The sequence below is a fragment of the Chryseobacterium proteolyticum genome (genome assembly GCF_046591535.1).
Lineage (GTDB): Bacteria > Bacteroidota > Bacteroidia > Flavobacteriales > Weeksellaceae > Chryseobacterium > Chryseobacterium proteolyticum.
Window position 1 is genome coordinate 284,728 of record NZ_JBJLWK010000002.1, and the last position, 11,938, is coordinate 296,665.

The 11,938-nt window shown below is 37.1% G+C and carries 12 protein-coding genes; 6 read left to right on the top strand and 6 right to left on the bottom strand.

The genetic code is table 11. The features are described 5' to 3' along the window. Positions 1–69 precede the first annotated feature (69 nt). The 3 genes from ACJ5H0_RS07170 to ACJ5H0_RS07180 form a co-directional block, all read right to left on the bottom strand. A complete protein-coding gene (locus ACJ5H0_RS07170) occupies positions 70–414 on the bottom strand; it encodes a nuclear transport factor 2 family protein (RefSeq protein ID WP_411248423.1) in 345 nt (114 codons plus the stop codon). Positions 415–660: 246 nt separating this feature from the next. Then, positions 661–3,534: a glycosyl hydrolase gene (locus tag ACJ5H0_RS07175; RefSeq protein WP_411248425.1), complete on the bottom strand. Its 2,874-nt coding sequence runs from the start codon at positions 3,532–3,534 to the stop codon at positions 661–663. Between the two features lie 184 nt (positions 3,535–3,718). Continuing rightward, complete coding sequence (locus ACJ5H0_RS07180; RefSeq protein WP_411248427.1) at positions 3,719–4,336, bottom strand: phosphatase domain-containing putative toxin; 618 nt, start codon at positions 4,334–4,336, stop codon at positions 3,719–3,721. A 296-nt stretch (positions 4,337–4,632) separates the two neighbouring features. Between ACJ5H0_RS07180 and ACJ5H0_RS07185 the strand changes: the two genes are divergently transcribed. The 5 genes from ACJ5H0_RS07185 (at position 4,633) to ACJ5H0_RS07205 (ending at position 8,751) form a co-directional block, all read left to right on the top strand. Further along, positions 4,633–5,049 (top strand): acyl-CoA thioesterase, encoded by a 417-nt coding sequence (locus ACJ5H0_RS07185; RefSeq protein ID WP_345992661.1) that lies wholly within the window; start codon positions 4,633–4,635, stop codon positions 5,047–5,049. A gap of 149 nt (positions 5,050–5,198) precedes the next feature. Then, positions 5,199–5,897 carry a DUF1826 domain-containing protein gene (locus ACJ5H0_RS07190; protein WP_411248429.1) on the top strand — a complete coding sequence of 233 codons (699 nt, stop codon included), beginning with the start codon at positions 5,199–5,201 and terminating at the stop codon, positions 5,895–5,897. 131 nt (positions 5,898–6,028) lie between these two features. Beyond that, positions 6,029–6,496, top strand: a complete 468-nt coding sequence (locus ACJ5H0_RS07195; RefSeq protein WP_172279448.1) for a cupin domain-containing protein — start codon at positions 6,029–6,031, stop codon at positions 6,494–6,496. Between the two features lie 547 nt (positions 6,497–7,043). After that, positions 7,044–7,520 (top strand): nuclear transport factor 2 family protein, encoded by a 477-nt coding sequence (locus ACJ5H0_RS07200; protein WP_172279450.1) that lies wholly within the window; start codon positions 7,044–7,046, stop codon positions 7,518–7,520. 10 nt (positions 7,521–7,530) lie between these two features. Continuing rightward, on the top strand, positions 7,531–8,751 hold the full coding sequence (locus ACJ5H0_RS07205) for an epoxide hydrolase family protein (protein WP_411248431.1): 1,221 nt from the start codon (positions 7,531–7,533) through the stop codon (positions 8,749–8,751). 88 nt (positions 8,752–8,839) lie between these two features. Here ACJ5H0_RS07205 and ACJ5H0_RS07210 read toward each other — a convergent pair whose 3' ends face one another. Together ACJ5H0_RS07210 and ACJ5H0_RS07215 are read right to left on the bottom strand one after the other, a co-directional pair. After that, on the bottom strand, positions 8,840–9,061 hold the full coding sequence (locus tag ACJ5H0_RS07210; RefSeq protein ID WP_411248433.1) for a hypothetical protein: 222 nt from the start codon (positions 9,059–9,061) through the stop codon (positions 8,840–8,842). Continuing rightward, positions 9,009–9,956, bottom strand: a complete 948-nt coding sequence (locus ACJ5H0_RS07215) for an FAD-dependent monooxygenase (protein WP_411248435.1) — start codon at positions 9,954–9,956, stop codon at positions 9,009–9,011. Before ACJ5H0_RS07215 ends, ACJ5H0_RS07210 begins: the two co-directional genes overlap by 53 nt. Positions 9,957–10,057: 101 nt before the next feature. Between ACJ5H0_RS07215 and ACJ5H0_RS07220 the strand changes: the two genes are divergently transcribed. After that, complete coding sequence (locus tag ACJ5H0_RS07220) at positions 10,058–11,011, top strand: AraC family transcriptional regulator (protein ID WP_411248437.1); 954 nt, start codon at positions 10,058–10,060, stop codon at positions 11,009–11,011. Between the two features lie 232 nt (positions 11,012–11,243). Here the strand turns inward: ACJ5H0_RS07220 and ACJ5H0_RS07225 are convergent, their stop codons facing one another. Beyond that, positions 11,244–11,828, bottom strand: a complete 585-nt coding sequence (locus ACJ5H0_RS07225) for a hypothetical protein (protein WP_411248439.1) — start codon at positions 11,826–11,828, stop codon at positions 11,244–11,246. Between the last annotated feature and the right edge of the window lie 110 nt (positions 11,829–11,938).

An 11,938-nucleotide genomic window follows, 5' to 3' on the forward strand; every position in this document is an offset into this window, starting at 1 on the left:
TTCGCTTATTCATCTTAAGATAAGCGTATCAATAATAAATCCTTCGTTTCGGAGGATTTTTTTTTATGATCAGGTCTTTTCGATGACAAATGCTTTCAATTCTGCCATTTTTCCATCACGGAATCGCCAAACATCACAATAAGAATAATCAACAGCTCTCCCTTCTTTATTCTTCATGCTTATTGTTCCTATAGCCACCACATAATCATTTTCGGCTACTAATTTTTCTACTTCAAATTCAGGTGGTTCTGTATAAGCAACTGCCATATATTTTCGCACTTCTTCCTTTCCTTTCAAAACCTGTTCACCTACAAATATCCACTGTGTATCATCGGTACAGAAGGAAAGAAAACCTTCATAATCTCCTTTAGCGATAGCTAGATTTGCCTTTTCAAGTACTGTTTTATTGTCCATATTCAAATTACTTTTAAAACGATGCTATGATAAATAATAAGGTGACCGGACAGCAGATAAAAAATCAGTTGATCCCATCATCAATAATGTTATAAATACTATTTTCATGCCTATTTTACTTTAGATCAGGATATTCCTGACTCATCACAGACAAAGGTAAAACAGAGATTCGGGATCATGAATAAGAAAGGCTAAATGTAAGATACTAACAATAATGTAAGGAACAGACTTATGTTCCCGTAGGTCTCAGTAAATCGTTACAGGTCCTGCCAGTCCCAAAGATTGCAGGGGCTGGTCTTTCTTTTTCTGGTTGGTCCAGTACTGAGCCACTTCATTATCTTTAAGCGTTTTCATATAGTTTACCATAACGGTAATGACCTTAATTTCGATTTCATTTTCACCGATATGGAGCAAGCCATCGAGAGCATACACCCTTCGGCCGAACCATTGGGTTCCGGCTTCTGTTCCATTCACCTTTACTTCACAGATTCCATATACACTTCCAAGATTCAGGAAATCCTTGGTATCATGATCTCCAAGTTGAAATGTAGTACGGTAAACTACAGTTCCGGCAAAATGACTGTAAGAAGGCAGCTCTTTAAGATCAGTAAGACGATCCAGCTTTTCTTTGTTGACGGTCCCGTCATAATGCCTGAACTCCACATCCCATCCAGTGCTCAGTTCTTTTACTTGAGTTCCTGTTAACGGATGAGCTTTCCACATGGTTCCTTTTCTATGATGATCAAAAACAATCAGTTTTGAGTCTGCAGGACCTAAATTTATATGAAAAAGCCCCTCTTCTACTGCCAGCTTACTTCTCCTGCCTGTTGTCGCATCCCATAACCACGCCTGTTTACGCTTAATGATCTCCTGATCAAATTGAATATCCAGTGAAGCACTATGCCTGCTGCTCGAATTGGTCAGTAAGAATAGCTCTGCATCTGTTGCCTGATAACGCACTTGAGTTATAAAGGACTCAGGTTTCCGGATTTTCATATAGGGCTTTAGGCTGTATTTCTCCTGTACGGTTTTATACCACCCTGAAAAGTCAGCCGTAGGTTTATGCAATAGAATGAAACGGTCAGGATAAGCCTCCATCTTTCTCACCCATTCCTTCACTTCCTGATCTCTTTTTTCATAATTATTCCAACCCGTTGATCTTTCGGGAACCGTTTCAATGCAAAAGACTCTTCCACCCTCCCTTATAAAATCATACAGTTTGCTTGCTGTGGCTGTATCCACACTACGCACTTCAATTAAAAAAAGAGTATGGTATTTTCTGCTTCCATACGTAAGGAATCCTTTTTTTACTTCCGAGTCTTGGATCACACGTTCGGAAACATAATCACAAGCGTTACCATTCTGATGAATGGATTCCCAGATCAAAGACTGATATGCCGGCGATACGATAACCGGAAAAGGTTCCATCTGGGCACCGTATTCCGACCACTGATCAGCAAAGGGAGCTAACAGCCCAATGTCGGCAAACATGGTAGCCTGCTGCAATACCGCCGATAACCGGGCACGATAATCTGTGTAATGTTTAAAATAAGGCCACATCGTATTCTTTTCATTAAAATATCCACCATAGGTAATCCAACCCGGAAAAGCTGCTTCCGGCGGAGAATAATTAAATCCATGAAAAACGGGATGTGTAACTCCCGATATCGTACTCTGATCCCCCGCTATTTTGAAAATTTCCAGAGACTCATTGAACACCATATCAGTATTGGTAAGCTCTTCGGAACTGATCAGTTTTTTATTCTTCAGATGGGCTGCAGAAGAAACCAACTTATTGATCATCGTGTTTCCCCTGCCAAGATGCCAGGGATATTGTGTGAATTTCTCTTCACTGATATCTTCCCCGATACCGTATTTCAGCCAGGTTTCACATTCTGGAATATCAATTTCAAAACTTCCTTCCAATGGAAAATAGCCTCTTCCATAGGCCTGCGCTCTTGATTGTATTTTATTCTCTTTGCACCAGTCTACATAGGGAGTAACAAACCTTTCTTCAAAAAGTTCTGCTTTGGTAAGCTCAAAATCATACCGCATACGGTCTGTCATTTTTTTGAACACTTCGCCCGTCTTTACGGGATATTGGATATTCTGCCCCGTGGTATTTCCCATTGCTCCAATTTTAAATAATACAAAGGGCAAATAAGGATAAATATCATATCCTCTCCTTCTTTTAAACTCAGTCATCATATCCTCACTCCAGTTGGCCCCCTCTATTTCCAGACTATCCACAAAGAAAGAGCGGACATAGCCTGCAAGAGGTCCTGTTTTTCGCTGAATGCTATCACTCATCCTGTTGAGGTATTTTTTCACGGCAGCAGAATTATAATGATTCAGAACGGGTCCCATCCCACCCGGCGCTCCCTGGATCACCCGCATAAAGCGTTCTATTTTCACCAATCCATAAACCGCATAATCACCTTTGGGTATAGAAACTTTTATCATTCCGCTTTTAATCTGGTCCGAGAGATCCATCACTTCGTCTATCCTATTGAGCGGATCCGGCACAAGTTTTACGTCCAGCATTTCCATCGTCCTTCCGCTGTATGGGCTTGTAATCGCCGGATCGGCTTCTTTATAAAGATCAAAAAGAGAAAATTCCGTGGTAAGAGGACCCTTTAATTTTTTTACGGCGATAACCACTATTTGTGAGCATTCTTCTTTTTCTAAAAAATCGCCACCCATGGGAAAACCCGTACCCACCAATATATCACAGGTCATCTCCAGAGATTTAGCTTCTTCCAGCGTAAATTTCAATAAGTCTATCCATTCGTCACTTAGCCAATCAATACTTTGCTTCCCCATGTCATCCGTACGCGAAGGAAATGATATTGGATTGATCTCAACCCCTCCTATTCCCGCATCCTTTAAAATCCTGAGCTCCCTGGCAAGTTCTGATCTTTCAATTTTATTGCCATTCCACCACCAACGTACAAATGGACGGTACCGATTTTCCGGATTACTGAAAACTTCAAACAGTGATTTACCTGACCGTAAATGTTCTTCCCGCAACATGGCACTGGCGTAGGATGGTAGTATATTCGCAAGAACCAAGCCGGATGCAGCAACTGAACACTGTTTCAAAAATTCTCTTCTTTCCATGGATCGTTTTTATATTAAAATTACGCCGGTGTAATGACTACATTGGTTATGTCCTGTTTATCATAGCAGGATAGTCAAATTTAATGGATTTCCTGTTACCATTACAATTCCGAAGAAAAATAGTATCATAACGATAAGGTCCGGTTATCTTATGATACCGGACCTTATATTTTATAGATCGATATTAATTAAATACCTGTTCTTTGATGTAATCAACATCCACATCCCTGATATAATCGATAAGATTGGTGTATTGGGAATGGAAATGGTAGCCCCCTTCTGTCATTTCTTCAGTGGCATCCTCTTTACTCCAGTTCTGGAAAATAATACGGTACATCGCCATCGTAACACCGGTTCTGTCACTACCATGAGCACAATGCACATCAATAGGTTTTGGGGCGGTTCTTATTATCCGCAAAGCTTTAATGATCTCAACATCTGATACGGATGAAGCATTCATGGGAACATTATACAGGTTACCTGTGTAATTAGTTCCTCCCACATGATTTGTATGACCTTCCCTCAGATTAAGGATCGAAGCAATATGTTTTTGCTCAAGAAAATTAAAGCCCGCATTGTCAGGCTGCTCACTTCTATACACATCATTATTTACTTTATACAGATTATCAAAAGGAGAACCTGAAACTTTTTGTGCCCAGGTCTGGGGCCTTGAGGTTTTGGATGTGACGGACAAGTCGGAACTTTGGAAAACATTGCCCGATTTTACCAGTGAATCATCAGAATTTTCAGGAGCACAAGCCAGTGTACTTAATGCTAGCAGGATAAAAATTGCTTTTTTCATGTTTTATTTTTATTATTAAAATGATCTGTTTATTGGCTACCATCATGACGTGACCGGAATTCCAATGGTAAGGAATCTTCAACGATCTGTCATATATTATAGGAAATAAGCGGGTACAATCGGGATGAAATAATGGAAACAAAAGTATAAATAAATCACAATATATCAACACATAGAGAAATATAATACATTAAAATATTATTAAATTTTCTTTGTGTAGGTTAAGATCTCTTCGTTCAATTTTGATTTGGCGCCAATTATAATTAGCTTTATATATTAAATATAGAATTATCATTATGAAATATTCAAAAGAATATGTGACTAAAGAAGAGCACATTGATGTACAGGGAATTATGGACGGTTTATATTATCCGTTTTATATGGAATATTGCAGACACCAGTATATTGATGAGGTTTTGGGATTTAACCTTGAAAATGAAGCAAAAAATGGGGTTAATATGGTTTTATCAGGATACACGATCAGTTTTCTCAGGTCTCTGAAAAAAGGAGATACTTTTACGGTAACCTGTGAACTGTTCAGGGATAAAGGTGACGCTCCTAAGATTCATTTTAAGCAATCCATTATCCTGAATGGTAAGGTGACGACAAAAGCAACTTTTACCGGAACTTGTGTGCCTGCAACCGGTGGCAGGCCTTTTCTTCCTGAATCTTTAAAAGCGCTTATTGAAGAGGCACCTGTTTTGGAAGACTAGTGTCTTTTCCATCACATTATAAAAAGCAGGTATAAAAACCTGCTTTTCAATTTTTATATCCAGCCCTGTTGAAGACAAGTCAATTTACAGTTATCTTCAATTCCTTACTTTTGTAAAGTATTAAACGGCTTAACAGTTTATTCCATCATATGAATCCTATATTTTCCAGCAGCAAACAAATTGAAGTGGTATCTTCCTTTTCAGAACTCATCGATACCGATTTTTACGGAACTATGAATGCAATCTGCTGGCACAGGAATTTAACCGGAGACTTTAAAGAAATTGTCTCTAAGCTTCATTTAAAAGATCATATTACGGAAGTTTCCACTGACGATCTTTTGGCATTACCACTTTCAGAAAAAGGAATTACTGCGAGGGAAACGATTCTCAATGATTTACGTTTATTGGAAGACTTCGGGGCACTGCCTTCCCTCAACCTGCTTAAAAATTATGACCGGGACGAAGAACTGGATTTCATCTCAACCGATGTATATTCATATCATGTAGACCGCTCCCCCATCGGCACCGATACTTTTTTGTGTACTTATCACGGTGCTCCCAGTGAAATTATACCCAATGACCAGGTGGAGCAAAAGATTCTGATCCCCGAGATCAGGGAAAAGCTTAGAAAATTACATAACGGTCCGGAAGCAGAATTTGAAGATTTCCTGAAAGAGTACTTCTTCGACCTGCACTATCAGCCAAAGCTTAATGCTGAACCGGTCAGTCTCGGATCAGGGAATCTTTGGCGACTGGCAGTAGATCATCCGGAACAAAAAGTTCTTCCTTGTGTTCACAGGGCCCCCATTGAAAAAGATGGCGAATACCGTTTACTTCTTATTTGCTGAAAACGTTATTGATATTGACGAATCTCTTTTTATGATCCGGAACATATAATGATACATACTGAATTGCTTGCAATGCTGCTTAATTTTTGGTACCTTGAAATCCTATTTTATCCATTAATCATGACCTCACAATGGCCGATACCGTAATACTATCTGAAGGAGCAGAATTTGACCACGTTATACAAGAAGTTTCAAAGTATATCCACCTGTATGTAATGGCATTCCAAAAAGATGAAAGAACCATTACCCGCGTTGATAAACGTGAAGGTATGTATGGCGGAAAAGGAACCGTTTATATGTTACAAATGTTCGGCGATAAAGAGCTGGCCAATAATCGCCTGGCTGCTTATATGGTCTTGCTGAACAAAGGAGACGAATCCGGATATCATAGCCACCATGCAAGAAATGAAGAAGAACTTTATGTCGTTGTTCATGGAACAGGAGAATACCGGGAAAGAACAGGAACTCACGGACCCGAGCGTAAAAAAACACTTCAGAAAGGTGATATTACAGCCATCAGTTCAATAGGCTATCATTCCATCGAAAACACAGGCGATGAACCTTTGATCATGTTTGTTATTACGACTAACAATCCCTAGATCAATGTGCTAAAGCCGGAAATTCCTCCTATGATCAGTAACAGGAACTATACTCTTTTCTTCTTCACAAATACAAATTCCAGAAAGCAGAAAAACTTGCCAATATTTTTATAATATCGGACTCAGTATTCCCTTGGCTGTATTTAAAATACCATCTATTTCCTTTTGCATAATCATTTTCTCGAATTATTTTCCAAAGGATCTACCATCATTTGGGATCATATTACACCAGCACAACTAATACAGTACAAACGGTTTTGTTCACCAATTTATTTCCTATATTTTTGGTATATGCCTGTCATTATGCTATCAATACCTTATTCTATTTCGTAGAATTACTTACTTACATTACAGATGAAATTGGTAACAGAAATTACTTCTGACACAAAATTGGAGATTTATAATACTATTATCAATTGTTTTTATCTCTTTCTCTAAACAAAAGGTTCTGTGATATATTCAATGTAACTGGTATACTTTATTATACTGGTAACAAAAGTATATCATTTTTACTATAAATTTGTCTGAGAATTATAAAATATAAACAATGAATATAACACATTTAGAAAAATTAACAATCACAGACGATATAAGAACAGTCATGGCAAAATATGTCCGTCATGCCGACAGCAAAAACTTCACTGAACTTGCAAATTTATTTACGGAGAATGGAATATTTACTCCATTAGATGTTAACGGTGAAACACTCGTCCAAATGGCAGGGAGAAGAGAAATAGAAAATAAGATTTCGGAAAGTGTGGGAAATGCGACAGCAATTCATCATTTATTTTCTTTTGAAATAGACATCGAATCTAAAGAAATGGTCCATGCAGTATTTTCTATGGAAGATCATCTCATAAGACCGGAAAATGAAGAAAATATATTATTGAAAGACAGCAATGTACCAGTATTTAGAACATTACATGGTTTTGGACATTATCATGGTGATTTTGTTAAAATCAAAGACACATGGTTTATAAAAAAACTCATACAAACCAGATTAAAATTAGATTTCACATATTAAAAAAAGAAAAATGAATACAGACTTAAAACCTTTCGAAATTAATGTATCCCGGGAAATCATTAACGACCTGGAAACCAGATTAAAAACAACACGTTGGTCAGAGGATTTAAATAATGAAGATTCTTATTATGGCATCAGTACGGCATACCTCAAAGATATTGTTCATCATTGGATTAATAGTTATGACTGGGAAGCGGCGCAAAAGGAACTAAATTCTTTTAATCAGCATAAAATAGAAATTGATGGCCAGGCTATCCATTTTATTTACGAAAAAGGTAAAGGACCAAATCCTACACCGATTATCCTGTCCCATGGCTGGCCTTGGACTTATTGGCACTGGAGTAAAGTCATTCGCCAGCTTACCGATCCGGCTTCCTACGGTAGAGATCCTGAACAGTCATTTGATGTGATTGTCCCATCGCTTCCTGGATTTGGTTTTTCTACGCCTGTAAAAGATGGAGAAATGAATTTTTCGAAGATGGCAGAACTTTGGCATAAACTGATGACAGAAACTTTGGGTTATAAAAAATATGCTGCTTCAGGAAGTGATTATGGAATGCTGGTAACCGCTCAATTGGGACATAAATATGCAGAAGAGCTTATCGGTATCCATTTGGGACAGGAAATGCCATTAACAATTTTTCAAAGCGAAAGACCATGGGACTTAACAGAAGGACAGATGATACCTAAGGAAGCCTCTCCCGAGCTACGTGAAGGCATCATCAAGTTCCAGCGTACCTATGCTTCCCATGTTGCAGTCCATATGCTTGATGCTCAGACCATCACACATGGATTAAATGACTCTCCTGTTGGAATGTTGGCATGGATTCTACAACGTTGGAAAAAATGGAGCGACATCCATGGAAATTTTGAAGATGTTTTTTCGAAAGATGATATCATTACATTTGCCATGATCTACTGGGTAAATCAGGCTATTGGTTCTTCTATACGTGTTTATTCGAATGCTAACAGATATCCCTGGAAGCCATCACATAATAGAACTCCAATAGTAGAAGCTCCAGCGGGATTTACTTTCCTTACAGGAGACGCTTACCCGCCTCTGGGTACTGAGGAAAACCGTGTTGGTATTTTCGAAAACGGTCCTATGGCATCACAATTTAACACAATCTATGCTAAAGCATTTAAAAAGGGTGGACACTTTGGTCCATGGGAAAATCCAGAGGCCTTTATTGAAGGTATAACAGATACTTTTAGATTACTTAAAAATTAAACGTACACGCAAGGCCTACTTATTCCAAATCCTTGTAAATACCCAAAATTCTTAACCCCAATATGTGTTGGAATCAATTCATAAGGGGTTATTTTTTATTATCATTACTAAACGCCAGGAAAGATGCCTGTAATTCTTCTTCTGTTTCAGGTAACTGAACTTTTAACCCCCATTTAATCCGAGATTGAATGCTTTCCGCAAAAGGTTTGAAGGTTTCATTGTATTTTTTGAAAGCAGTTTTATAATCATCATTTGCATCAAGCTCCTTTGCTAACAAAGTCGCGCCTTGCAATGCGAGACTTGTACCCATTCCCGTAAAAAAAACTTGGCGCGTGCGCAGCATCACCAACCAGGGCTACACGTCCTTTAATCCAGGTCGGCATATGGATCTGGTTCGCCTCATCAAAATATAAATCGTCGGAATGAAGCATGGAATCTAAAATTTCAGGAATTTTCCAATTCGTATTGTTCCCAAAATATTCTTTCAGAATTTGTTTTTGTTGTTCTGTATTTCTGTAATTCCAATCCAGTTCCGGAGCTCTGAACATCAGTATTGCATTAGCTCCATCTTTGAAATGGTATATTACAGCCTGCTTACCCAGCTCACGATATACGATTCCCGTATTACCTGACCTGCCTGTTTGTATATGATCTGCTTTGGTAAAAGCAAAGTAAACACCGAAAAACTTTTTGAAATTTTCTTCAGCACCAAACACCAGTTTTCTTACTATTGAGTGGGTGCCATCTGCCCCAAATACAAAATCAAAACTTCTGTTCTCCCCCTTTTCAAAGGATATCTCAATACCATCTTCATGTTGGATCAATGTCTTTATGCTGTTTCCGAAAATAAATTCTACCTCCTTCTTAGGTACAATATCAAAAATAAGTTCTACCAGGTCACTGCGATGGATTTCAATATCACCAAGATATTCTTCCATTGCATTTATTGAAAAACGACTCAATGTGTCGCCTTTAGCATCCACGATTTCATCGGTATGGATAAACTCACGGTCTTTAATTTTTTGTAATATTCCCATTTCTTTTACCACATCCAGTGCTTTACCCCGGACATCGATAGGTGAACCTCCTTTCCGAAGACCTTTACCTATTTCTACGACAGTTACCTCATAACCATATTTATTTAACCAATAAGCCAAAGTTAATCCGGCGAAACTTGCACCTGATATCAAAACTTGTTTTTTCATAACTTAAGAATTTAATTGTTCTATAACATTTGTTATATCAAAATTACCGGTAACTTTACGATTAAAATACCTCAATAACTACTAAAAATAGTCGTAAAAATATGAAAGACGAAGGTCATAAAGATATAGACAGCAGAATTCTTGAGTATGCAAGCAAGGTAGGACTGACGACAAAAGATGAGCTACAGCATTTCGAGGTCAAACTTTTTAAAGCTTTTATTTTTTTACCCGATATGGCGCTGCATTTTGGTTCACTAATCGCTAAAAGGAATTTTACACGTCAAACTGCAACATCCGTTATTAAGGACAGTATCGGTTTTTTATTTTACAACATCTTTGAAGATCATAATCTAAATACGTCCGGTACAATCAAACCGCCTTCAGATGCAACATTTGTACGTATATTTCCATTTACGATACCGCAAAAAATTCATTTCACAGAAAATACACAGGCTACCTATGTTTCAATTAGCATCAGTGCCGAGTATTTGAAGAGTTTTTTAAAAGAGGAATCCGAATATTTTCAGTTTCTTTTCGATAATACCAACAGCTTTCTGATTGAAGAATTGATGACCGATGATATTTTGCGCACCGTAAATGATATTGTAAAAAAAGAAACTCCGGCAACAATGAGAAGCTATTACTATAAAATCAAGGCTATGGAGTTGCTTTTTTATTTATTTGAGAGTTTACGAAAGCGGGAAAATTCTACCCATCAAAAACTAAGTCGGAAGGAAATACAATCTATTTATCAGGTACGCGACAAAATTGTTTCCTCATTAAGCCAGCCAACCAGTATTGCAGAACTGAAACAAATGGCCGGAATGAACGAACTTAAGCTCCGCCGGATATTCAAGCAGGTCTATGGTATGGGAATTTACGATTACTATCAGCACCTACGTATGAAAGAAGCTGCACGGCTTTTGCGGGATGAAAAACTGTCGGTATCAGAAACAGGCTATCAAATGGGGTTTGAAAACCTAAGTCACTTTTCAAGGGTATTTGAAAAGCATCTGGGTAAAAAACCGAAAAAATATAGTCATGATATGAAATAGAGGAAGATGTTAGTAGTTTGAGATTGTGACCAATATATATATGTGTGTAAATAAAAAATATTAATCAAACAAACTAATTGTTTATACACATTTCGAGAAAAGTAGTATCATGATTAGTGAATGATTTTGTTATATTTTAGCAAATAAGAGATTTCCAAGTGATCACAAAAAAACAAACCTCTACCAAAAATTGATAAAGGTTAGTTTAAGTTAGAGTTAAGATTAGTTTGCTTTACTGTTTAGTAAAAACTAAATCTTTTGTTTCAGGTAAGTAGATATTTATATCTGTTCCGCTAGGGCATCTGCTACTATCAAGTATAATATCATTAGGTCTATATTCCCAAGAAAGTTGAGTAGAATTTATCTTTTTTAATTTAATACTACCCCAACCCACTCCACAATTAGTACCACTATAGGTAAGCATTACCGAATTGAGAAATGGATTAATTCTAGTACTATAAATTGTGTGATATGATTGATTAGTTTGCGGAATCATATTTTGGGTGTCCTGTAAAATAGTTCCTGCTGAATTTTTAATAACATATTTAATTGATAGAACATCTCTATAAAACTTTTGATTTTTATATTCAATTAATTTGTGAGATTCCTTTGTAATGTACAAAATGATTTCTTTTCCTTGGAAATTAGCTCTATAGTTACCTACATAAGGATTTAATTCGTTATCTAAATCTTTCAAATAAGAATTTGTGGGGATATTCCTAAAATCCGTATTCAATGGGTACTCTTGTGCTTTACAAGATAAAAAACTTATAAAAAGGCCAAAAAGTAATGTTGTTTTAAAACTTATTGTTTGCATATTTTTTGTATTAACAATTTGTTGGAATTGGTTGATTGTTGTTATCTAAATTAATATTTTTAATTGCGCCATTATTCTCAATTCTCTGGAGGCTAATTTTCCCATCTAAT